The following is a 23,126-nucleotide window of genomic DNA, read 5'->3' on the forward strand; positions in this document are numbered from 1 at the left end:
CCATGGAGCAAGCGATGCAACAACCCCGCGAGCCGGTGGCAACCGGCCGCACCCTGCGCTACCGCCCGCTGAACCTGGCGCGCTGGATCATCTGGAGCCTGACCGTGCTGGTCATGCTGGTGCTGCCGCTGTTCTTCACCGGGGGCTTCGCCATCACGCTGATGTCGCAGATGGGCATCATGATCATCTTCGCGCTGTCGTACAACATGCTGCTGGGCCAGACCGGCATGCTGTCGTTCGGCCATGCGGTGTATTCCGGTCTGGGCGCCTTTATCGCCGTGCACGTGCTGAACATGGTCGGCGCCGGCAAGGTGTGGCTGCCGGTGTCGATGCTGCCGCTGGTAGGTGGGCTGGCCGGCGCGTTCTTCGGCGTCATCTTCGGCTACGTCACCACCAAGAAGGCCGGCACCACCTTCGCCATGATCACCATGGGCATCGGCGAGATGGTCTTTGCCAGTTCGCTGATGTTCCCCGAGTTCTTCGGCGGCGAGGGCGGCATCTCCACCAACCGCGTGGTCGGCGACCCGTTCCTGGGCATCAGCTTCGGGCCCGGGCGCCAGGTTTACTACCTGATCGCGGCGTGGTGCCTGGTGTCGATGGTGGCGATGTACGCCTGGACCCAGACCCCGCTGGGCCGCATTGCCAACGCGGTGCGCGACAACCCCGAGCGGGTCGAGTTCATCGGCTACAACACCCAGCGCGTGCGCTACCTGGTGCTGATCCTGTCGGCGTTCTTCGCCGGCATCTCCGGCGCGCTGGCGGCGATCAACTTCGAGATCGTCTCGGCCGAGAACGTCAGCGCGGTGCGTTCTGGCGGCGTGCTGCTGGCGGTGTTCATCGGCGGCGCCGGGGTGTTCTTCGGGCCGGTCATCGGCGCGGTGGTGTTCGTGCTGTTCGCGGTGGCGCTGTCGGACCTGACCAAGGCCTGGCTGCTCTACCTGGGCCTGTTCTTCGTGCTGATGGTGATGTTCGTGCCGGGCGGCCTGGCCAGCCTGCTGCTGATGCAGCTGCCGCTGGCCGCGAAGGGCAAGCTGCGCCGCATGCTGCCGTCCTATGCCAAGGCCGGCGCGGCCGGCGTGGTGCTGCTGGTGGCGATGATCGTGACCGTCGAACTGGTCTACAAGGTGCAGGTCGACAGCGCCAACGGCACCGCGATGAAGCTGTTCGGCATCGGCTTCGATGCCGCGACCTGGATGCCATGGCTGGCGGCGGCGGCGCTGTGGGCAGTGGGGCTGGGCGCGTGGCGGCTGGCGGTGCGCGCGTCGCGCGCGCAATGGGACAAGGTGCAGGCAGAAATCGCAGGAGGTAGGGCATGAGCGCGGCGGCACTGGAACTGACCGATGTACGCAAGAAGTTCGGCCAGACGGAGATCATCCGCGGCGTGAACCTGAGCATCCCCAAGGGTGAGCGCCATGCGCTGATCGGCCCCAACGGCGCCGGCAAGTCGACTACCTTCAATTTGATCTCGGGCCGCTTTGCGCCGAGCAGCGGCACGGTGCGGCTGAACGGCGAGGAGATCGGCGGGCTGCAGCCCTTCGTCATCAACCGCATGGGGCTGTCGCGCAGCTTCCAGATCACCAACATCTTCCACCGGCTGTCGGTGTTCGAGAACCTGCGCTGCGCGGTGCTGTGGTCGCTCGGCTACAAGTATTCGTTCTGGCACCGGCTTACCGGCCTGCGCGATGCGCGCGAGCGCGCCGAGGACGTGCTCGAGCTGATCGGCATGCAGCATCGCCGCGATACCCAGGCCGGCCTGCTGACCTATGCCGAGCAGCGCGCGCTGGAGATCGGCATCACCATTGCCGGCGGCGCCGAGGTGATCCTGCTGGACGAACCCACCGCCGGCATGAGCCGCTCGGAATCGGACCACGCGGTCGAGCTGATCCGCAAGGTCACGGTGGGCAAGACGCTGGTGATGGTCGAGCACGACATGAGCGTGGTGTTCGGGCTGGCCGACCGCATCTCGGTGCTGGTCTACGGCGAAGTCATCGCCACCGATACCCCGCAGGCAATCCGCAACAACCGCAAGGTCAAGGAGGCCTACCTGGGCACCACGCTCGACGAAGCCACCACCGAAGGAGCGCACTGATGGGCAAGCGCATGCTGGAAGTCACGGGCCTGCACGCCTATTACGGCAAGAGCCATATCCTGCACGGCGTCGACGCGCATATCGACGAGGGCGAGATCGTGGCGCTGCTGGGGCGCAACGGGGTGGGGCGCTCGACCATGGCCAAGGCCATCCTGGGCATGGTCAAGGCGGAAGGGTCGGTGAAGTTCCGGGGCGAAGAGATCCTCGGGCGGCGCACCTTCGAGATTGCGCATCTCGGCATCGGCTACGTGCCGGAGAACCGGGATATTTTCCCTACGCTGACGGTGCGCCAGAATCTGCTGCTTGGTGAGAAGCGCAACCCGCGCCAGGCCAGGCCACGCTGGAGCGTGGAGGACATGTTCAACATGTTCCCGCGCCTGAAGGAGCGCGAGAACACCTCGGCCGGCGTGCTGTCGGGCGGCGAGCAGCAGATGCTGACGCTGTGCCGCACACTGATGGGCGATCCTGACCTGGTCCTGATCGACGAGCCGACTGAAGGGCTGGCGCCGATGATCGTGGCGCTGGTGGGGGATTACCTGAAGACCTTGAAGGAACGTGGCGTCTCGGTGCTGCTGATCGAGCAGAAGCTGGCGATTGCGCTGGATATCTCGCAGCGCGTCTACGTCATGGGCCACGGGCATATCGTGTTCGAAGGGACGCCGGGCGAACTGAAGGCGAACGGGCAGGTCAGGAAGGAGTGGCTGGAGGTATAGCTCCCAGCCTGCGATTCCCGCCTGTTTTCTTCCCTCTCCCGCTCGCGGGAGAGGGGCGGGGGAGATGGCCGAAGTCTCAACGAAGTCCAGCGCATCGCCATGCCTGGCCCCGGGTTCTTACCCGACCTTTCGCGTGTCCTCCGCCTTCCGCTGCGGAAACTCAAACGGCATATCCTCATACGCAATCAGCCGCGACCCGGTGACCAGACGATATCCCAGCCACAGCACCAGAAACACCGGCACGCCAATATAAGTCGCGATGATTTCCGGCCACCGGTTCGGGATGTCCGCGAAGGCCTGGTAATTCTGCCCACCGATGATCACCAGGCACAGCACCGCCGAAAAAATCGGCCCGAACGGATACAGCGGCGAGCGGTAGGCGAGCTGGCTGACGTCATGGCCCTGACGCGCCATGCCGCGGCGAAAACGGTAGTGGCTGACGGCGATGCCGAGCCAGGCGATGAAGCCGGTCATGGCCGAGGTGTTGAGCAGCCACAGGTAGGCGGTCTTGTTGCCGAGCAGAGAGCTGAGGAAGCACAGCGCGCCGATGCCGGTGGTCGCCAGCAGCGCGTAGAACGGCACGCCGTTGCGCGTCAGCCTGGCGAACACGCGCGGCGCGCGGCGGCTGACGGCGAGGCCGTACAGGATCCGCGTCGACACGTACATGCTGGAAGTACCCGCCGACAGCAGCGCGGTCAGCACCACCGCGTTCATCAGGCCGGCGGCGAAGGCCAGGCCGGCGTGGCGGAACACCAGCGCGAACGGGCTCACGCCTACGTCGGTGACGTCATTGCGCAGCAGGTTGGGGTCGGTATAAGGGATGAGCACACCGATGATCAGGATCGCCAGCACGTAGAACAGCAGGATGCGCCAGAAGGTCTGGCGGATCGCGCGCGGAATGGTGACGGCGGGGCGTTCGGCCTCGCCGGCGGCGACGCCGACGGTTTCGGTGCCGAGGAAGGAGAAGCCCGCGATCATGGCCACGCCGAACATGGCCGGGATGCCGCCGACGAAGGGCGCGTCGCCGGCGGTGAAGTTATGCCAGCCGGACTGCGGGCCGCCCTGCATGATGCCGATGATCATCAGCAGGCCCACGCCCAGAAACACCACCACGGTCACCACCTTGACCAGCGCGAACCAGTATTCGGCCTCGCCGAAGCCGCGCACCGAGAACGCGTTGAGCCCGAACATCAGCAGCAGGAAGCCTGCGCTCCACAGCACCCCGGGCACGTCGGGAAACCAGTACTGCATCACCAGCTGCGCCGCGGTCAGCTCGACGGCGATGGTTACGGCAAGGCTGAACCAGTAGTTCCACCCCAGCGCAAAGCCGAAGCCTTCGTCGACATAGAGCGCGCTGTAGGTGACAAAGGAGCCGGCCACCGGCATGTGCACCGCCAGTTCGCCCAGGCTGGTCATCAGGCAATACACCATCAGGCCGAGCAGCATATACATCAGCAGCGCGCCGCCCGGGCCGGCCTGCGCGATCGAAGCGCCCGAGGCAACGAACAGGCCGGTGCCGACCGCGCCGCCGACGGCGATCATGGTCAGGTGGCGGGCCTTGAGCTTGCGCTGGAGGTCGTCGTGCTCGACCAGCGGGTGCTGGTGCCCGTGCGCCGTGGCAGCGCGCGGGGACGAAGATTGGCTTGGGGAAGACATCAGGGTCGCTGGACCTTCCGCCGCCCGGCGTCTCGTGAAGGCCAGGGGGCAAAAAACGAAAAGCCGCGAGTCTACCGCGTCTGCGCCGGCGATTTTCCCGTATCGGTCAAATAAAGTCCGATACTGGTCTGGGGACGGTGCTCGCAGCAGCAGGCAAGTGCCTTAACCGGCATCGAGGGCGTCTGCCTGCTGATCGTTAAGCGCTGGCTCCATGCAGGGCGATCAGGGGCGGCATTCGCGTTGCGCATGGCCCCGAAATGTTCGGAAATTGAAATTGAACGACCGTGCTATTTTGTGTATGCTTGTTTCGCCCAAGCGCCGGAAGGCGTTGTGAGGCGCGGGAAAGCGGCCGATCGGGTCAAGGGTTAACCCCGCCCATGACCGCCGCGACCCGGGGAGGCGCCGGCACCGGCCGGCACGCCCAGCGCAGCAGAGAACATTCATTCGAGAATTCGAATCCCGAGACAACTTCTGACACCAAAGGAACCAGCATGACAGCGCAGTATCAGGTTCAGGACGGCGTAGCCGTCATCACGCTCGACAATCCCCCTGTCAACGGCCTGGGTCACAGCACCCGGCTTGGCATCGTCGAAGGCATGACCCGTGCGCTGGACGATGCCGCCGTCAAGGCGATCGTCATCACCGGCGCTGGCAAGGCTTTCTCGGGCGGCGCCGACATCCGCGAATTCAATACGCCCAAGGCCATGCAGGAGCCGACCCTGCATTCGGTGATCCGCGTGCTGGAAGCCTCGTCCAAGCCGGTGGTGGCGGCGGTGCATTCGGTCGCGATGGGCGGCGGCCTGGAACTGGCGCTGGGCTGCAACTACCGCGTCGCCGCCAAGGGCGCGCAGATCGCGCTGCCGGAAGTGAAGCTGGGCCTGCTGCCCGGCGCGGGCGGCACGCAGCGCCTGCCGCGCGTGATCGGCCTGGAGGCCGCCGCCAACATGATCGTGTCGGGCACCGCGGTGCCGTCCGAGAAGTTCGCCGGCACCAAGCTGTTCGATGAAATCGTCGAGGGCGACGTGCTGCCCGCGGCGGTCAAGTTCGCACAGAACGTCGGCGCCGCCAGCGGCCCGCACCCGAAGGTGCGCGACCTGAAGGTGCGTCACGAAAACGCCGAAGGCTACCTCGGCTTCGCCCGCAACACCGTTGCCGCGATGGCCAAGAACTTCCCGGCGCCGCTGAAGTGCCTGGAAGCCGTGGCCGGCTCGCTCAAGCCGTTCGAGCAGGGCCTGAAGCAGGAGCGCGAGGGCTTCCTGTTCCTGGTGACCACGCCGGAATCGCGCGCGCTGCGCCATGCCTTCTTTGGCGAGCGTGCCGCCAGCAAGATCCCCGACGTGCCCGAAGGCACCCCGGTGCGCAAGATCGAGAAGGTCGCCGTGATCGGCGCCGGCACCATGGGCGGCGGCATCAGCATGAACTTCCTCAACGCGGGCATCCCGGTCACGATCCTGGAAACCAAGCAGGAAGCGCTCGACCGCGGCGTCGGCATCATCCGCAAGAACTACGAGAACAGCGCCAAGAAGGGCAAGCTGACGCAGGAGAAGGTCGAGCAGCGCATGGGGCTGCTGAGCACCACGCTGTCGTATGACGACATCAAGGACGCGGACATGGTGATCGAGGCCGTGTTCGAAGAGATGGGCGTCAAGGAAATCGTCTTCAAGAAGCTGGACGAAGTGATGAAGCCGGGCGCGATCCTGGCGTCGAACACCTCGACGCTGGACGTCAACAAGATCGCCTCGTTCACCAAGCGTCCGCAGGACGTGGTCGGCATGCACTTCTTCAGCCCGGCCAACGTGATGAAGCTGCTGGAAGTGGTGCGCGGCGACCAGACCGGCAAGGACGTGCTGGCCACGGTGATGCAGGTCGCCAAGAAGATCAAGAAGACCGCGGTGGTGTCGGGCGTGTGCGACGGCTTTATCGGCAACCGCATGATCGAGCAGTACAGCCGCCAGGCCGGCTACCTGCTGGACGAAGGCGCGCTGCCGGAGCAGGTCGACAAGGCCATCGAGAAGTTCGGCTTTGCCATGGGCCCGTTCCGCATGGGCGACCTGGCCGGCAACGACATCGGCTGGGCCATCCGCAAGCGCCGCGCCGTGGACAAGCCGGACATCCAGTATTCGAAGACCGCCGACCTGCTGTGCGAGATGGGCCGCTTCGGCCAGAAGACCGGCGCGGGCTGGTACGACTACAAGGCGGGCGACCGCAAGCCGTATCCGAACCAGCAGGTCAACGACATGATCGTGCAGCATTCGAAGGACTTGGGGCTGACGCGCCGCAAGATCTCGGACGAGGAGATCGTCGAGCGCCTGGTGTTCGCGCTGGTCAACGAAGGCGCCAAGATCCTGGAAGAGGGCATTGCTTCCAAGGCCTCGGATATCGACATGGTGTACCTGACCGGCTACGGCTTCCCGCTGTTCCGCGGCGGCCCGATGCTGTATGCGGACCAGGTCGGCCTGTACAACGTGGCGCTGGCAATGAAGCGCTACGCCAAGGGCTACCACGGCGAAGCCTGGCAGGTCGCGCCGCTGCTGCAGAAGCTGGCCGACGAAGGCAAGGGCTTCAACGGCTAAGACGCCAAACGGTTCCCCCTGGCACTGACATGGACACCACCCTACGACCTGACGATTGCCTGCTGGTGATCGACGTGCAGAACGACTTCATGCCGGGCGGCGCGCTTGCCGTGCCCAACGGCGATGAAGTGGTGCCCGTCATCAACCGGCTGGCGCGCGCGTTCGGGCATGTGGTGCTGACGCAGGACTGGCATCCGGCCGCGCACGTCTCGTTCGCGGCCAACCATGCCGGCGCGCAGCCGTTCCAGACGCTGGCGCTGCCGTATGGCGAGCAGGTGCTGTGGCCGGTGCACTGCGTGCAGGACACGCACGGCGCCGCGCTGCATGCGGGCCTGCACGTGCCGCACGCACGGCTGGTGATCCGCAAGGGCCACCATGCCGGCGTGGACAGCTACTCCGCCTTCATGGAAGCGGACCGCACCACGCGCACCGGACTGGCCGGCTACCTGCGCGAGCATGGCGTCAGGCGCGTGTTCTGCGCCGGGCTGGCGACGGACTACTGCGTGGCCTGGAGCGCGCTCGACGCGCGCGCTGCAGGCTTCGAGGCCGCGCTGATCGAGGATGCGTGCCGGGCCATCGACCTGCAAGGGTCACTGGCCAGGGCATGGCAGGACCTCGGCGCCGCCGGCGTCGCGCGCGTGATGTCCGCCGACCTGCTCAGGGACCAGGGCTGAACCGAAACACCGAACTGAACGACACAAGAGATTCCGAGGAGCAACACATGAACGAAGCAGTCATCGTATCCACCGCACGGACCGGCCTGGCCAAGAGCTGGAAGGGCGCCTTCAACATGACCCACGGCGCCACGCTGGGCGGCCATGCGGTCCAGCACGCCATCGCGCGCGCCAAGATCGAGGCCGCCGAGGTCGAGGACGTGCTGATGGGCTGCGCCAACCCGGAAGGCGCCACCGGCGCCAATATCGCGCGCCAGATCGCGCTGCGCGCCGGCTGCCCGGTCACCGTGCCCGGCGCGACCGTCAACCGCTTCTGCTCGTCGGGCCTGCAGACTATCGCCATGGCCGCGCAGCGCGTGATCGCCGACGAGGGCGACATCTTCGTCGCCGGCGGCGTGGAGTCCATCTCGTGCGTGCAGCAGGAGATGAACCGCCACATGGTCCAGGAAAGCTGGCTGACCAAGAACAAGCCGGAAATCTACTGGAACATGCTGCAGACCGCCGAGAACGTGGCCAAGCGCTACAACATCTCGAAGGAGCGCCAGGACGAGTACGGCGTGCGCAGCCAGCAGCGCGCCGCGGCCGCGCAGGAAGCCGGCAAGTTTAACGACGAGATCGTACCGATGACGGTGCTCGCCGGCGTCGCCGACAAGTCCACCGGCCAGCTGGTGACCAGGGAAGTCACGATCGACCGCGACGAGGGCATCCGTCCGGATACCACGCTGGAAGGCGTGGCCAAGATCCGCAGCGCGGTGCCGGGCGGCGTGATCACCGCCGGCAATGCCTCGCAGTTCTCGGACGGCGCCTCGGCGGCGGTGGTGATGAACGCGCGCGTGGCGGCGGCCAGGGGCCTGCAGCCGCTGGGCGTGTTCCGCGGCTTTGCCGTGGCCGGCTGCGAGCCCGACGAGATGGGCATCGGCCCGGTCTTTGCCGTGCCCAAGCTGCTGAAGAAGGCCGGCCTGAAGGTCGACGACATCGGCCTGTGGGAGCTGAACGAAGCCTTCGCGGTGCAGGTGCTGTACTGCGCCGACACGCTGGGCATCCCGATGGATCGCCTCAACGTTAACGGCGGCGCGATCGCGGTGGGGCATCCGTATGGTGTGTCGGGCGCGCGCCTGGTCGGCCATGCGCTGATCGAGGGCAAGCGCCGTGGGGTCAAGTATGTGGTGGTGACGATGTGCATTGGCGGCGGACAGGGGGCGGCTGGGCTGTTCGAGGTCCTGTAAGCGCCAGCAACCCCGGCACTGCCGGTTTGCTCCCCTCTCCCGCCTGCGGGAGAGGGGCAGGGGGTGAGGGCAGGCGGTGGCATACCGCCGGCCCGGACTTCGTAGTACCGCCCGGCCCTCACCCCCACCCTCTCCCGCACGCGGGAGAGGGAGCACCCACGCGGTGTATTGAAGGGTCTCGGCGGTCCGGACACGCAGGCAACAAGAATTCGCGAGCGCCCCACGCAGTGCGCCGCCTGGAGACACCATGTCGATGATCCTTTCCCGCCGCGACCTGAACTTCATCCTGTATGAGTGGCTCAAGGTCGACGAGCTGACCCGCATCCCGCGCTACGCCGATCACTCGCGCGAGACCTTCGATGCCGCGCTGGATACCTGCGAGAAGATCGCCACCGACCTGTTCGCGCCGCACAACAAGAAGAACGACCAGCACGAACCCGAATTCGACGGCGAGACCGTCAAGATCATCCCCGAGGTCAGCACCGCGCTGAAGGCCTTCTGCGACGCCGGGCTGATGGCCGCCGGGCAGGACTACGAGCTGGGCGGCATGCAGCTGCCAGTGGTGGTCGAGAAGGCCGGCTTCGCCTACTTCAAGGGCGCCAACGTCGGCACCAGCTCCTACCCCTTCCTGACCATCGGCAACGCCAACCTGCTGCTGACGCACGGCACGCCGGCGCAGGTCGAGACCTTCGTCAAGCCGGAAATGGAAGGGCGCTTCTTCGGCACCATGTGCCTGTCGGAACCGCAGGCCGGCTCGTCGCTGTCGGATATCACGACGCGCGCAGAGTATGAGGGCGAATCGCCGCTGGGCGCGCAGTACCGGCTGCGCGGCAACAAGATGTGGATCTCCGCGGGCGAGCACGAGCTGAGCGACAACATCGTCCACCTGGTGCTGGCCAAGATCCCGGGCCCGGACGGCAAGCTGATCCCGGGCGTGAAGGGCATCTCGCTGTTCATCGTGCCCAAGTACCTGGTCAACGAAGATGGCTCGCTGGGCGAGCACAACGACGTGGTACTGGCCGGCCTGAACCACAAGATGGGCTACCGCGGCACCACCAACTGCCTGCTGAACTTCGGCGAGGGCATGAAGTACCGGCCAGGCGGCAAGGCCGGGGCGATCGGCTACCTGGTGGGCGAGCCGCACAAGGGCCTGGCCTGCATGTTCCACATGATGAATGAGGCGCGCATCGGCGTGGGCCTGGGTGCGGTGATGCTCGGCTACACCGGCTACCTTCATGCGCTGGACTACGCGCGCAACCGTCCGCAAGGCCGCCCGGTCGGCCCCGGCGGCAAGGACGCCGCCAGCCCGCAGGTGAAGCTGGTCGAGCACGCCGATATCCGCCGCATGCTGCTGGCGCAGAAGAGCTATGTCGAGGGCGGCCTGGCGCTGAACCTGTACTGCGCGCGGCTGGTCGACGAGGAAGAGGCCGCTGCCGCCGCCGGCGACCAGGAAGCGCATGCGCGCCTGGCGCTGCTGCTCGACATCCTGACCCCGATCGCCAAGAGCTGGCCGTCGCAATGGTGCCTGGAGGCCAACAACCTGGCGATCCAGGTCCATGGCGGCTACGGCTATACCCGCGAATACAACGTCGAGCAGTTCTACCGCGACAACCGCCTGAACCCGATCCACGAAGGCACGCACGGCATCCAGGGCCTGGACCTGCTGGGCCGCAAGGTGGTGATGAAGGATGGCGCCGCGTTCCGGCTGCTGGGCGAGCGCGTGCAGGCCACCATCGGCCGCGCGCTGGCCGCGGACGATGCCGAGCTGGCGCAGCAGGCGCGCGCGCTCGGCGCCGCCACCAAGCGCCTGGCCGAAGTCACGCAGACACTGTGGAGCGCCGGCGATGCCAACGTGACGCTGGCCAACGCATCGGTCTATCTCGAAGCCTTCGGCCACGTCGTAGTCGCTTGGATCTGGCTGGAGCAGGCACTGCTGGCGCAGGCCGCGCTGGCGCAGGCGAGCGGCCAGGAAGACCAGGACTTCTATCGCGGCAAGCTGGCCGCGGCGGCGTACTTCTTCCGCTTCGAGCTGCCCAGGGTCGGTCCGCAGTTCGACCTGCTCGCGTCGCTCGACCGCACCACGCTGGACATGCAGGACGCCTGGTTCTGAGCGCCGGTTCTGACTGCTTACTGCCTCATTCAAAGACTACCAAGGAAGAGACAACATGCGCACCATCCAGCAACTGTTTGACCTGAAGGGCAAGACCGCGCTGATCACCGGCGGCTCGCGCGGGCTTGGCCTGCAGATTGCCGAGGCGCTGGGCGAGCAGGGCGCGCGCATCGTGCTGTCGGCGCGCAAGGCCGACGAACTGCGCGCCGCGCAGGAGCATCTGAAGGGCCTGGGCATCGAGGCCGACTGGATCGCCGCCGACGGCTCGCAGGAGGCCGAAATCGCCCGGCTGGCCGATGAGGCCATCGCCAAGCTCGGCCACGTCGACATCCTGGTCAACAACGCCGGCGCCACCTGGGGCGCGCCCGCGGAAGACCATCCGGTGGAAGCGTGGGACAAGGTGATGAACCTGAATATCCGCGGCCTGTTCCTGCTGAGCCAGCGCATCGGCAAGCTGTCGATGATCCCGCGCCGCCATGGCCGCATCATCAACGTGGCGTCGATCGCGGGCCTGGCCGGCAATCCGCCGGGCACCATGGAGACCATCGCCTACAACACCTCCAAGGGCGCGGTGGTCAACTTCACGCGCACGCTGGCGGCGGAGTGGGGCGAGCACAACATCACCGTCAACGCACTGGCGCCGGGCTTCTTCCCGTCAAAGATGACCAAGGGCTCGCTCGAGCGCATGGGCGTCGAGGCCATGTGCGCGGGCGTGCCGCTGCACCGCCTGGGCGACGACGAAGACCTGAAGGGCGCGGCGCTGCTGTTTGCCAGCGATGCCGGCAAGCACATCACCGGGCAGATCCTGGCGGTGGACGGCGGCGTCAGCGCGGTCTGAGCGACGGCCATCGTTTGCGGCAATAATGCGGGGGCGGCGCCGGCGGGCAAACTGCCGGTGCCTCTCCGACCCCCCACTTCCACTCGCATTGCCATGAACCAGTACACCGGCTCCCTGAGCCATATCCCGTTTCTCGCCGAGCTCGGCGTGACCTGCAGCCTGGCCGAGGGCGGGCGCAGCGAGATCTCGCTGCCGACCGAAAAGCGCCACCAGAACAGCTGGGACATGGCCCACGGCGGCGTGATCATGACGCTGCTCGACGTGGCCATGGCGGTGGCCGGCCGCAGTAGCGATGCCGATGGCCGCGGCGTGGTCACCATCGAGATGAAGAGCAGCTTCATGGCGCCGGGCCGCGGCCACCTGACCGCGCGCGGCACCACCGTGCACCGCACCACCACCATGGTGTTCTGCGAGGCGGAGATCGTCGATGCCGATGGCAAGACCGTGGCACGCGGATCGGGCACGTTCAAGTACATCCGGCGCATGCCGCCGCAGCGCCCGGGCGACACCGATACCGGCGCCGACGGCTGAGCGCCGGCGCAGCACAAGGCGGGGCGCTCCATGTGCCGCATTGCCCCGCATCAGCAGTTTCCATGCAGTTTCCATCTCCCATTGGAAGGAACCCACCATGTCCAACACGTTCAAGCGCATCGTCCTGGCCTCGCGTCCCGAAGGCGCAGTGACGCCGGCCAATTTCCGCCTGGAAGAAGTGCCCGTGCCTCAGATTGCCGACGGCCAGGTGCTGGTGCGCAACCACTACCTGTCGCTGGACCCGTATATGCGCGGGCGCATGAACGACAGCAAGTCCTACGCCGCGCCGCAGCCGCTCGACGAGGTGATGATCGGCGGCACCGTCGGTGAAGTGGTGGAAAGCAGGAACAGCAAGTTCAAGCCGGGCGACAAGGTGGTCGGCATGTTCGGCTGGCAGGAGATGGGTGTCAGCGACGGCACCGGCCTGCAGACGGTCGATACCACGCATATCCCGCTGTCGGCCTACCTCGGCGCGGTCGGCATGCCGGGCGTGACTGCATGGTATGGCCTGAACAAGATCATCCAGCCGAAGCCGGGCAAGACCATTGCGGTCAGCGCGGCATCTGGCGCGGTCGGCAGCGTGGTGGGCCAGCTGGCCAAGCTGGCGGGCTGCCGCGCGGTGGGCTTTGCCGGCGGCAAGGACAAGTGCGACTACGTGGTCAACGAGCTGGGTTTCGACGCCTGTATCGACTACAAGGCCGCCAAAGACCCGAAGGAGCTCTACACCATGCTCAAGGAGGCCACGCCCGACGGCATCGACGGCTACTTCGAGAACGTCGGCGGCGACATCTTCGACGCAGTGCTGTCGCGCATGAACGCCTTCGGCCGCATCGCCATGTGCGGCATGATCGCCGGCTATGACGGCCAGCCGCTGCCGCTGAAGAACCCGCAGCTGATCCTGGTGTCGCGCCTGACCATCGAGGGCTTTATCGTCTCCGAGCACATGGAAGTGTGGCCGCAGGCGCTGAAGGAACTGGGCACGGCGGTCGCGCAGGGCAAGCTCAAGTTCCGCGAGAGCATCGCCGAAGGCCTGGCCAGCGCGCCGGAAGCCTTCATGGGCCTGCTCAAGGGCAAGAACTTCGGCAAGCAGCTGGTCAAGCTGGTCTGACCCGCGCATGCAGGGCCGCGGCGCGTCTGCACGGCGCGCCGCGGGCAACGGATATCACTGGACCCGCCACAGGAGACACCGATGAATGCCCCGCAAGCCCCGCAAATCCAGAGCGCCGACGAGATCGGCGCCGGCCTGCCCGAAGAGGTCAAGGCGCGCTACCGCAACCTGCCGCGGCCGCCGCAGTTCGCCACCATGGGGGAAGAGCGCCTGCATCGCAAGCAGCGCCTGGCCGCCGCCTTCCGGCTGTTCTCGAAATTCGGCTTCGACGAAGGCGTGGCCGGCCATATCACCGCGCGCGATCCGGAGTTTCCCGACACCTTCTGGGTCAATCCGTTCGGCGTGCATTTCAGCCAGGTCCGGGTCTCCAACCTGATCCGCTGCGACCACCACGGCGACGTGGTCGAGGGCGACTACCCGGTCAATGCCGCAGCTTTCGCCATCCACTCGCGCGTGCACCAGACCCGCCCCGACGCGGTTGCGGCCGCGCATTCGCACAGCACCTATGGCCGCGCGTGGTCCACGCTGGGGCGCCCGCTCGATGCGCTGACGCAGGACGTGTGCGCCTTCTACAACGACCACGCGGTCTATGACGACTTTGGCGGCGTGGTGGTAGAGCTGGATGAGGGCCAGCGCATTGCCAACGCGCTGGGCCAGAACAAGGCCGCGATCCTGCAGAACCATGGCCTGCTCACCGTCGGCAAGACCGTCGACGAAGCGGCGTGGTGGTTCATCACCATGGAGCGGTCCTGCCAGGTGCAGCTGCTGGCCGAAGCCGCCGCCGCGCGCACGCAGGCGCCGCTGAAGGTGATTGCCGACGCCGCCGCAAGGCCGGCGTATTCGATCGTCGGCACGGCGCAGGCGGGCTGGTTCCAGTTCCAGCCGCTCTATGCCCGCATCGTCAAGGAACAGCCCGACCTGCTGGACTGAACCCGCATGCCCGCCCTGCGGCGGGCAGCCCCAATCGACTCACGCGACAGGACAGACGACATGAAGGATTTCTCCAACAAGGTGGCCGTCATTACCGGCGGCGCCTCGGGCTTCGGCAAGGAATTTGCGCGCATCGCCGCTGACCTCGGCATGAAGCTGGTGCTGGCCGACGTGCAGGAAGACGCGCTGGACGCGACCGTCGCCGAATTCCAGGCGCGCAACGTGCCGGTGATCGGCTTGCGCACCGACGTCTCGCGCGCTGAGCAGGTGCAGGCGCTGGCCGATGCGGCGATCGAGGCCTTCGGCCAGGTCAATCTGCTGTTCAACAATGCCGGCGTCGGCGCGGGCGGCCTGATCTGGGAAAACTCGGAGCGGGACTGGGAATGGGTGATGGGCGTCAACCTGTACGGCGTGGTGCATGGCGTGCGCATCTTCACGCCGCTGATGCTGGCCGCCGCGGAGAAGGACCCGGCGTTCGAGGGGCATATCGTCAACACCGCATCGATGGCGGGCTTGCTGAATCCGCCGGCGATGGGCGTCTATAACGTGTCCAAGCACGCGGTGGTGGCGCTGACCGAAACGCTGTACCAGGACCTCGGGCTGGTGACGCAGCAGGTGCGCTGCTCGGTGCTGTGCCCGTACTTCGTGCCGACCGGCATCAGCCAGTCGCAGCGCAACCGGCCCGCCGACCTGGCCAACCAGGCGCCGCCGACGCGTTCGCAAATGGTGTCGCAGGCCTTGTCGGACAAGGCCGTCGGCTCGGGCAAGGTGACCGCGGCGGAGGTGGCGCAGATCACCTTCGATGCCATCCGCGACGAAAGCTTCTATATTTATTCCCACCCCCAGGCGCTCGCCCCCGTGCGCCAGCGCTTCGAGGATATCGTCGGGCAGCGCAACCCCGGCGATCCGTTTGCCGACAAGCCCGAGGTCCGCGCGGGCCTCGTTGCCGCGTTGCGCGGCTGATCACAGGCCCGTACAACGCCACAACGAGGAGGACCGCATATGGAGAACAACATGGCAGCCCCCGCCGCCGTGATCCGCCACCTGCAGTACGCCACGCTGCCCAATGAAACCCGGCTGCACTACGCCAGCGCGGGCGAGCGCGGCAAGCCGCTGATGCTGTTCGTGCATGGCTTTCCGGAATTCTGGTTCGAATGGGAAGCGCAGCTGGCCGAGTTCGGGCGCACGCATTTCGCCGTCGCGCCCGACCTGCGCGGCTTCAACCTGTCGAGCAAGCCCGGCGAGGTAGAGGCCTACCGGCCGCGCCATATCGTCGAAGACCTGGTGCAGTTCATCGGCGCGCTGGGCTATGACCAGGCGATCGTGGTGGCGCACGACTGGGGCGGCGCGATCTGCTGGAACCTGGCGATCCAGTTCCCGCAGCTGGTGCGCCAGCTGGTCATCGTCAATTCGCCGCACCCGTACCTGTTCGCGCGCGCGCTCGCCACCGATCCGGCGCAGCAGGCCGCGTCGGCCTATATGAACTGGCTGCGCAAGCCGGGCTCGGAACAGGCGCTGGCCGCCAACGACTTCGCGCTGCTGGACCGGATGCTGTCCGACGACGACGGCAAGCCGGCGGCCTGGTACACCGCCGAGACGCGCGCCAGGTACCACGCGGCGTGGTCGCAGCCGGGCGAAGGCAAGGACGCCGGGGTGCATCCGCTGACCGGCGGCGTCAATTTCTACCGGGCCTCGCCGATGCATCCGCCGGGCGAGGGCGAGCCACCGCCCGATATTTCGCGACTGGACCCGGCGGCGTTCGTGGTCCGGGTGCCGACGCTGGTGGTGTGGGGCGAGCGCGACCGCGCGCTGCCGAAGTCGCTGGTGGATGGGCTGGCCGATTTCGTGTCCGACCTGCGGCTGGAGCGCATCCCCGAGGGCACGCACTGGGTGATCCACGAACAGCCGGAACGGATCAACCAGCTGATCCGCAGCGCGCTGCCGGCCTGACCGCGCGCCCACATGCGGTAGTGCCGTTCAGTTACCCTGTCGTTCCCGCGCAGGCGGGAACCCAGTGACTTTTAAAGACGCTGGATTCCCGCCTGCGCGGGAATGACAGTAGTGTTTGATGCTTTATCTGAACGGCATTACGCCGCATGCAGGTTTCAGCTCAGCCGCTCGCGGTAAAGCCGGTAGTTCTCGTCATCGAAGCAGACGAAGGTGACCTGCTCGATCTCTGGCGCCCCCGCCAGCGCCTCGCGCACCGCGGCGATGGCGATATCCGCCGCGCGCTCGCGCGGGAAGCCATAGATGCCGGTGCTGATGTTGGGGAAGGCCAGCGTGCGCAGGTGATGCTGCCCCGCCAGCCGGATGCTGTTGCGGTAGGCATTGGCGAGCTGCTCCTCCTCGCCCTGGCCGCCGCCTTGCCACACCGGCCCGACCGCGTGGATCACGTAGGGCGCCGGCAGGCGGCCCCCGGTGGTGAGCACCGCCTCGCCAGTGGGGCAGCCGCCCTGCGCGTCGCGGATCGCGCGGCAGGCCTCCATGATGGCGGGGCCGCCGGCCCCGTGGATGGCCCCGTCGACACCGCCGCCGCCCAGCAGGCCGCTGTTGGCCGCATTGACGATGGCATCGACTTCCATCCTTGTAATGTCGCCATGGACTACCTGCAAGTGCTCGCCGCTCATGTTGTCTCCTGCGCTGTGGAGGGAGGGCCGCCGGACAGCCGCTTGGTCGGTCCGACCGGCGGGAAGCCGCTGGGTGCTACGCGGTGTGCTACATGGACTGCTCAAGCATACGCCGATAATCCGCGGCGCTGGCTTCTTTCGGGTTGGTCTTGTGACAGTGGTCGAGCAGCGCGCCCGCGATCACCTTGTCGAACATGTCCTCGGTGACGCCCATCTGGCGCAGCCCGGTGGGCAGGCCCAGGCGGGCGGTCATGTCGTGCACCGCCTGCGCCAGGTCGGCGCCGTCGGGCAGGTGCATGGCGCGGCGCAGGCGCGCGTAGCGGTGATCGCGCACCACCGTGGGAGCGTCGGCATTGAAGCGCAGCACCGCCGGCATCACCACCGCGTTGAGCGTGCCGTGGTGCAGGCCGGTGCGGCCATCGATCTTCAGCCCGCCGAGCGGGTGCGACAGCGAATGCACGCAGCCCAGCCCCTTCTGGAATGCCATCGCGCCCTGCATCGACGCGCTCATCATGTTCAGGCGCGCATCGCGGTCGTTGCCGTCGCGGGTGGCGCGTTCGATATGGGTCCAGCCGCGCTCCAGGCCGTCGAGCGCGATGCCGTCCGCGGGCGGGTTGAAGGCGGGTGCCAGGAAGGTCTCGATGCAGTGGGCGATGGCATCCATGCCGGTGGCGGCGGTCAGGCCGGCGGGCAGGCCCAGCGTCAGCTCGGGATCGCATACCGCTGACTTGGGCAGCAGGTGCCACGAATGGAAGCCCAGCTTGCGGCCGTCGTCCAGGATGATGATGGCGCCGCGCGCGACCTCGCTGCCGGTGCCCGACGTGGTGGGCACCGCGATCAGCGGCGCGGCTTTGTCGGTGATCCTGCCGCTGCCGCCTTCGATGGTGGCATAGGTAGTCAGCACGCCCTCGTGCGTGGCCAGGATGGCAATGCCCTTGGCCAGGTCGATCGACGACCCGCCGCCCACCGCCACCAGCCCGTCGCAGCCTTGCTCGCGGTACTGCGCGGCGGCCTTGCGCACCATGGCCTCGGTCGGGTTCGACGGGGTCTCGTCGAACACCGCCACCGCCAGGCCCGGCATCGCGTCGATGGCGCGCTGCGCCACGCCGGCCGCGACCACGCCCTGGTCCGTGACCAGCAGCGGCCGGCGGATGCCGATGCGCTCGCATTCCGACTTCAGCACGCTGACCGCGCCGAAGTCCAGGTGAATGTGGGTCAGATAGTAGATGAACGCCATGTTTGCTTGTCTCCTGCTGGGATCTGCCGCGAAATAGTGGAATTCGCGCTGGAATTCGTCGTTGTCATGGGCCTGGCCCGCCGCTGGCACCGCGCGCCGGGTTGGGTTTCAATGGCACTGTCGCTTCGTTTCCGCAGGCCCCGGCGCCGCTGCAGCCGATGATCGCGCAAAAACTGCTGGCGTGGCAGGGCGGACAGGACTTTTCCGGGTTATCTCGGGCTGCCCGGGGTCGGAAACATCTGGCATCATACTAAAATCGAACGATCGTTCACTATTCGAACTTCTCCTGATGCCGACCCAGCGCCAGCGCTGCTGCGCGGGGGCCGGCGCCGGGTTTGTGCCGCATCACGCCCTATGTCTGTCGTCCCGTCTTCCCAACCCGCTCCGCCAGGCCTGCCGCAAAGTCCGCTGGACCCGCAGATGGCCGCGTTGCTGGCCTTGATCGCGCGCGCCAAGCGGCCGCCGATCCACGCCATGGCGCCGGAAGACGCCAAGATCGCCTACGAGAAAAGCGCGCCGATCCTCGATATCAACCCGCCGCCGGTGCATACCGCGGAAGACCTGCTGGTGCCGGCCCGCGACGGCCACGCCATCCCGGTCCGGCTGTATACGCCGCGCGAGGCCAGCTGGATCGAGCCGCTGCCGCTGCTGGTGTACTTCCATGGCGGCGGCTTCACGGTCGGCAGCGTCGATTCGCACGATTCGCTGTGCCGCCTGCTGTGCGGGCAGGCCGACTGCATGGTGCTGTCGGTGGATTACCGGCTCGGGCCCGAGTGGCGCTTCCCGACCGCGGTCAACGACGCCTTCGATGTGCTGCACTGGGTCTTCGCCGAAGCCGACAAGCTCGGCGCCGACCCGGCGCGTATCGGCCTGGGCGGCGACAGTGCCGGCGGCACGCTCGCGGCCGCCTGCGCGGTCGAGGCGCGCGATGCCGGCCTGGCGCCGGTGCTGCAGCTGCTGATCTATCCGGGCACCTGCGCGCGCCAGGATACGCCGTCGCACCGCGCGCTGGCCGACGGCTACCTGCTGACGGCCGACATGATCCGCTGGTTCTTCGCGCAGTACCTGGACCAGGATGCCAGCCGCGACGACTGGCGCTTTGCCCCGCTCGACGGCGGCGGCACCGGCGCCGAGGTCAGCGGCGTATGCCCGGCATGGATCGCCGTGGCCGGCTACGACCCGCTGCATGACGAGGGCGTGGCCTACGCAGAAAAGCTGCGCGCCACCGGCGTTGCCGCCACGCTGGCCGATTACCCCGGCATGATCCATGACTTCTTCAAGCTGGGCCGGTTCGTGCCCGCGGTGGCGCAGGCGCATGCCGATGCCGTCGCCGCGCTGCGCACCGCGTTCGGCACCTCGCAGGACTAGGCCCCGCCTTGCGGTCGCGCCGGTCCACGCATTTTCAAGCAGTGATTTGCAGCACTAGGAGACATCGTCAAATGCAACGCCGCCACTTCCTCGCCCGCGCGGGCATCGCCGCCGCCACCGCGGCCCTCGGTCTTGCCGCCATGCCCGCCCAGGCCCAGGCCGACAAGTTTCCGCAGCGTCCGATCCGTCTGGTGATCGGCTACACCGCCGGCGGCTCCACGGACATCCCGTTCCGCGTGCTGGCCGACAACGCCTCGAAGATCCTGGGCCAGCCCGTGATCGTCGAGAACAAGCCCGGTGCCGGCGGCGTGCTGCCGGCGCAGCTGATGCAGAGCACCGCGCCGGACGGCTACACGCTGGCGCAGGTCGCCATGCCGGTCTACCGCCTGCCGTACACCACCAAGATCAACTGGGACCCGGTCAAGGACCTGAGCTACATCATCAACCTTGCCGGCTATTCGTTCGGCCTGGTGGTGCCGGCGGATTCGCCGATCAAGACCATGCAGGACTACATCGCCTACGCCAAGGCCAACCCGGGCAAGCTCACCTACGGCTCGCCCGGCTCCATGACCACGCTGCACCTGACCATGGAAGAACTGGCGATGAAGCAGGGCGTGCAGTTCTCGCACATCCCCTACAAGGGCAATTCGGAATCGATGCAGGCGCTGCTGGGCGGCCACGTGATGTCGGTGGCCGACACGCCGGCCTGGGCGCCGTACGTGGAGCAGGGCAAGCTGCGCCTGCTGTCGACCTGGGGCGAGAAGCGCTCGGCGCGCTTCCCCAACGTGCCGACGCTGAAGGAGCTGGGCATGGGCATCGTGCAGACCTCGCCGTTCGGCCTGGTCGCGCCCAAGGGCACCGACCCGAAGATCGTGCAGAAGCTGCATGACGCCTTCAAGAAGGCCATGGAGATGCCCAATTACCGCGAGTCGCTGGCCAAGTTCGACATGGAGCCGTTCTACATGAACACCCAGCAGTACGCGCAGTTCGCGGCCGACACCGTCAAGAAGGAAAAGGCGATCATCGAGAAGCTGGGGCTGGCCAAGCCGCAGTAAGCCCGCGCTGATCCACCGAGGAGACCACGTCAATGGCCAAAGAGGAGTTCCGCCACACCATCCCGCTGCGCGTGCGCTGGTCCGAAGTCGATCCGCAATCGATCGTCTTCAATGCGCACTACCTGACGTATTGCGATATCTGCGTGACCGAGTACTGGCGCGCGCTGGGCATCCACTATCCCGAAGACGTGCTGCACGCGCACGGCGTGGACATCTTCGTGGTCAAGTCGACGCTGGAGTACCACGCGTCGGCGCGCTTCGACGATCAGCTCGACATCCGCGGCCGCATGGCACGGCTGGGGCGGTCCAGCATGCTGTTCCGGGTGGAGATGTATCGCGGCGACGAACACCTGATCACCGGTGAAATCGTCTATGTGTGCGCGGATCCGGCGACGCAGAAATCGGCGCCGATCCCGGGCGTGGTGCGGGAGGTGATCGAAGGGTATGAGGTGGTGAAGCCGGCGGGATGATGGCGAAGACGCCTCGACTCCCGCTGGGTTGCGCCCCTCTCCCGCAAGCGGGAGAGGGGACTGGCGCTCAGTCAATGAAAAGGCGGTGCCCCAATGCGAAGGGCAGTGGCCTTACTTCCCCACCCCCGCATCCTCCATATAAGCCCGGATCACCGCATCGAAGCTCGCGTCGCTCTCGAACCCCAGCGACAAGGCGCGCTCCGCATTCCATGCCGCCGGCCACGTGCCGACGATGTTCTCGACACGCTCGTCGCGTTGCCACGTCACCAGGTCCGCCACCGCGTCGCCCGCGACGCGGCGCAGCGCGTCGACCATGCCCGCGGCGGTGACCGACAGGCCCGGCAGGTTGACCACGCGGCGGTTGCCCAGGCGCTCGCCCGCCAGCTCAATGCCGTTGACCAGCGCCGCCACCGCGGCGCGCGGCGATAGCAGCCACAGGGGCGTTTCAGGTGCCACCGGGCAGTTGGCCGCGATGCCAGCAAGCGGCTCGCGAATGATGCCGCTGGCGAACGACGACGCCGCGGCATTGGGCTTGCCCGGGCGCACGCTGATGGTGGGCAGCCGCAGCACGCGGCCGTCGACGAAGCCGCGGCGGCTGTAGTCCGACAGCAGCAGTTCGCCGATGGCCTTCTGCACGCCGTACGACGATTGCGGATTGAGCGCGGTGTCGTCCTGCACTACCGGCGGCAGCTCGCCGCCGTAGACCGCGACCGAGCTGGTGAACAGCACGCGCGGCTTGTGGCCCAGCGCGCGGCAGGTTTCCAGCAGCGCGCGCGACGCGTCCAGGTTGACCCGCATGCCGAGGTTGAAATCGGCCTCGGCCTGGCCGCTGACCACGGCGGCGAGGTGGAACACAGCACCGGTGTCGGTGTCGAGCGCCTGGCGCAGCACCGCCGGATCGGACAGGTCGCCGGTGACCACGCGCACGCGCGCATCGTCCAGTCCCTGCGGCGCCACCACGTCGAGCAGCGTCAGGCGTTCGAGGGCAACGGCCTTGCCGTCCAGGTTCAGGGCGCCGCGCTGCAGCAGCAGGCGGGCAAGTTTCAGGCCGAGGAAGCCGGCACCGCCGGTAATCAGTACGTTCATGGCAAGAGAGCTCTGGTTTCGTTGTAGATCAGCGGCCGAGGTAGGGCTTGAGCCAGCCCAGGCCTGCCGACGTACCGGCGCGCGGGCGGTATTCGCAGCCGATCCAGCCGGCATAGCCGAGCGCGTCGATGACGTCGAACAGGTAGGGGTAGTGCAGCTCGCCCAGGTCCGGCTCATGGCGCTCGGGCACGCCGGCAATCTGGATATGGCCGATGCCGGCGAAGTCGCGCCTGAGCTTCATCGCGACATCGCCCTCGACGATCTGGCAGTGGTAGCAGTCGAACTGTACCTTCAGGTTGGCCGCGCCGACCTCTTTGCAGATCGCCTGGCCGTCGTCCTGGCGGTTGAGGAAATAGCCCGGCATGTCGCGCGTGTTGATCGGCTCGATCAGCACGGTCACGCCCTGTGCGGCCGCTGCGTTGGCGGCGAAGGCCAGGTTTTCCAGGTAGGCGGCGCGGCAGCGCGCGGGATCGGCATCGGCCGGTACCAGGCCGGCCATCACATGGATGCGGTCGTTGCCGATCACGCCGGCGTATTCGAGCGCGCGGCCGATGGTGCCGCGGAATTCCGCCTCGCGCCCCGGCAGTGCCGCCAGGCCGCGCTCGCCACCGGCCCAGTCGCCCGGCGGGGCATTGAACAGCGCCTGCGCGAGGCCGTTCGCGTCGAGGCGCGCGCGCAGCTCGGCGGCGGGATGCTCGTACGGGAACAGGTACTCGACCGCCTGGAAGCCGTCGGCCGCGGCAGCGGCAAAGCGGTCCAGGAAGGCGTGCTCTTGGTACATCATCGACAGGTTGGCGGCAAAGCGCGGCATGGGAAACTCCGGAAGCGAAAGCGG

General features: G+C 67.3%; 21 protein-coding genes. 16 read left to right on the forward strand and 5 right to left on the reverse strand.

What is annotated here, in order from left to right; genetic code table 11:
• The first annotated feature begins 2 nt into the window (after window positions 1-2).
• From ACEI37_RS18500 to ACEI37_RS18510, 3 genes are read left to right on the forward strand one after another with little or no spacing between them, the layout of a single operon-like run.
• The gene (locus tag ACEI37_RS18500) at window positions 3-1,316 is read left to right on the forward strand and encodes a branched-chain amino acid ABC transporter permease (protein WP_183283744.1); all 1,314 of its coding nucleotides are present in this window, start codon (window positions 3-5) and stop codon (window positions 1,314-1,316) included.
• On the forward strand, window positions 1,313-2,089 hold the full coding sequence (locus ACEI37_RS18505) for an ABC transporter ATP-binding protein (protein WP_062799147.1): 777 nt from the start codon (window positions 1,313-1,315) through the stop codon (window positions 2,087-2,089). The genes ACEI37_RS18500 and ACEI37_RS18505 overlap by 4 nt, the downstream gene beginning before the upstream one ends.
• A complete protein-coding gene (locus ACEI37_RS18510) occupies window positions 2,089-2,802 on the forward strand; it encodes an ABC transporter ATP-binding protein (protein ID WP_373380112.1) in 714 nt (237 codons plus the stop codon). The genes ACEI37_RS18505 and ACEI37_RS18510 overlap by 1 nt, the downstream gene beginning before the upstream one ends.
• 117 nt (window positions 2,803-2,919) lie before the next feature.
• Here the strand turns inward: ACEI37_RS18510 and ACEI37_RS18515 are convergent, their stop codons facing one another.
• Window positions 2,920-4,458, reverse strand: coding sequence for an amino acid permease (locus tag ACEI37_RS18515; protein WP_373380113.1), 1,539 nt, complete (start codon window positions 4,456-4,458; stop codon window positions 2,920-2,922).
• A 491-nt stretch (window positions 4,459-4,949) separates the two neighbouring features.
• On the opposite strand from ACEI37_RS18515, the gene ACEI37_RS18520 reads away from it, so the two are divergent.
• The 10 genes from ACEI37_RS18520 (at window position 4,950) to ACEI37_RS18565 (ending at window position 16,398) form a co-directional block, all read left to right on the forward strand.
• Entirely contained in the window at window positions 4,950-7,031 is a 2,082-nt protein-coding gene (locus tag ACEI37_RS18520; RefSeq protein ID WP_373380114.1) for a 3-hydroxyacyl-CoA dehydrogenase NAD-binding domain-containing protein, read from the forward strand.
• A gap of 29 nt (window positions 7,032-7,060) precedes the next feature.
• Complete coding sequence (pncA, locus tag ACEI37_RS18525; RefSeq protein ID WP_373380115.1) at window positions 7,061-7,705, forward strand: bifunctional nicotinamidase/pyrazinamidase; 645 nt, start codon at window positions 7,061-7,063, stop codon at window positions 7,703-7,705.
• 47 nt (window positions 7,706-7,752) lie between these two features.
• A complete protein-coding gene (locus ACEI37_RS18530; protein WP_373380116.1) occupies window positions 7,753-8,931 on the forward strand; it encodes an acetyl-CoA C-acyltransferase in 1,179 nt (392 codons plus the stop codon).
• A gap of 247 nt (window positions 8,932-9,178) precedes the next feature.
• Window positions 9,179-11,041 (forward strand): acyl-CoA dehydrogenase, encoded by a 1,863-nt coding sequence (locus ACEI37_RS18535; RefSeq protein ID WP_373380117.1) that lies wholly within the window; start codon window positions 9,179-9,181, stop codon window positions 11,039-11,041.
• A 55-nt stretch (window positions 11,042-11,096) separates the two neighbouring features.
• Window positions 11,097-11,879 (forward strand): SDR family oxidoreductase, encoded by a 783-nt coding sequence (locus tag ACEI37_RS18540; RefSeq protein WP_373380118.1) that lies wholly within the window; start codon window positions 11,097-11,099, stop codon window positions 11,877-11,879.
• A 93-nt stretch (window positions 11,880-11,972) separates the two neighbouring features.
• Window positions 11,973-12,410, forward strand: a complete 438-nt coding sequence (locus tag ACEI37_RS18545; protein WP_092316422.1) for a PaaI family thioesterase — start codon at window positions 11,973-11,975, stop codon at window positions 12,408-12,410.
• A gap of 97 nt (window positions 12,411-12,507) precedes the next feature.
• A complete protein-coding gene (locus ACEI37_RS18550; protein WP_373380119.1) occupies window positions 12,508-13,518 on the forward strand; it encodes an NADP-dependent oxidoreductase in 1,011 nt (336 codons plus the stop codon).
• Between the two features lie 81 nt (window positions 13,519-13,599).
• Window positions 13,600-14,448, forward strand: a complete 849-nt coding sequence (locus ACEI37_RS18555; RefSeq protein ID WP_373380120.1) for a class II aldolase/adducin family protein — start codon at window positions 13,600-13,602, stop codon at window positions 14,446-14,448.
• A 60-nt stretch (window positions 14,449-14,508) separates the two neighbouring features.
• Window positions 14,509-15,411, forward strand: a complete 903-nt coding sequence (locus ACEI37_RS18560; RefSeq protein ID WP_373380121.1) for an SDR family oxidoreductase — start codon at window positions 14,509-14,511, stop codon at window positions 15,409-15,411.
• A gap of 39 nt (window positions 15,412-15,450) precedes the next feature.
• Window positions 15,451-16,398 (forward strand): alpha/beta fold hydrolase, encoded by a 948-nt coding sequence (locus tag ACEI37_RS18565; RefSeq protein WP_373380122.1) that lies wholly within the window; start codon window positions 15,451-15,453, stop codon window positions 16,396-16,398.
• Window positions 16,399-16,553: 155 nt separating this feature from the next.
• Here the strand turns inward: ACEI37_RS18565 and ACEI37_RS18570 are convergent, their stop codons facing one another.
• Together ACEI37_RS18570 and ACEI37_RS18575 are read right to left on the reverse strand one after the other, a co-directional pair.
• A complete protein-coding gene (locus ACEI37_RS18570; protein ID WP_373380123.1) occupies window positions 16,554-17,075 on the reverse strand; it encodes an O-acetyl-ADP-ribose deacetylase in 522 nt (173 codons plus the stop codon).
• Between the two features lie 88 nt (window positions 17,076-17,163).
• A complete protein-coding gene (locus tag ACEI37_RS18575) occupies window positions 17,164-18,312 on the reverse strand; it encodes an iron-containing alcohol dehydrogenase (RefSeq protein WP_373380124.1) in 1,149 nt (382 codons plus the stop codon).
• 354 nt (window positions 18,313-18,666) lie between these two features.
• Here ACEI37_RS18575 and ACEI37_RS18580 point away from each other — a divergent pair, with 354 nt between their 5' ends.
• From ACEI37_RS18580 to ACEI37_RS18590, 3 genes are all read left to right on the forward strand, one after another.
• On the forward strand, window positions 18,667-19,680 hold the full coding sequence (locus tag ACEI37_RS18580) for an alpha/beta hydrolase (protein ID WP_373380125.1): 1,014 nt from the start codon (window positions 18,667-18,669) through the stop codon (window positions 19,678-19,680).
• Window positions 19,681-19,751: 71 nt separating this feature from the next.
• Entirely contained in the window at window positions 19,752-20,735 is a 984-nt protein-coding gene (locus ACEI37_RS18585; protein WP_111521018.1) for a tripartite tricarboxylate transporter substrate binding protein, read from the forward strand.
• 32 nt (window positions 20,736-20,767) lie between these two features.
• Window positions 20,768-21,205 carry a YbgC/FadM family acyl-CoA thioesterase gene (locus ACEI37_RS18590; protein ID WP_373380126.1) on the forward strand — a complete coding sequence of 146 codons (438 nt, stop codon included), beginning with the start codon at window positions 20,768-20,770 and terminating at the stop codon, window positions 21,203-21,205.
• A gap of 111 nt (window positions 21,206-21,316) precedes the next feature.
• On the opposite strand, the gene denD is transcribed toward ACEI37_RS18590, so the two are convergent.
• Together denD and otnI are read right to left on the reverse strand one after the other, a co-directional pair.
• Window positions 21,317-22,291 (reverse strand): D-erythronate dehydrogenase, encoded by a 975-nt coding sequence (gene denD, locus ACEI37_RS18595; RefSeq protein WP_373380127.1) that lies wholly within the window; start codon window positions 22,289-22,291, stop codon window positions 21,317-21,319.
• A gap of 28 nt (window positions 22,292-22,319) precedes the next feature.
• Window positions 22,320-23,102, reverse strand: coding sequence for a 2-oxo-tetronate isomerase (otnI, locus tag ACEI37_RS18600; protein WP_373380128.1), 783 nt, complete (start codon window positions 23,100-23,102; stop codon window positions 22,320-22,322).
• Window positions 23,103-23,126 lie beyond the last annotated feature (24 nt).

Origin of the sequence: Cupriavidus nantongensis, assembly GCF_041726985.1 — a bacterium.
In the GTDB taxonomy this organism is placed as follows: Bacteria; Pseudomonadota; Gammaproteobacteria; order Burkholderiales; family Burkholderiaceae; genus Cupriavidus; species Cupriavidus nantongensis_A.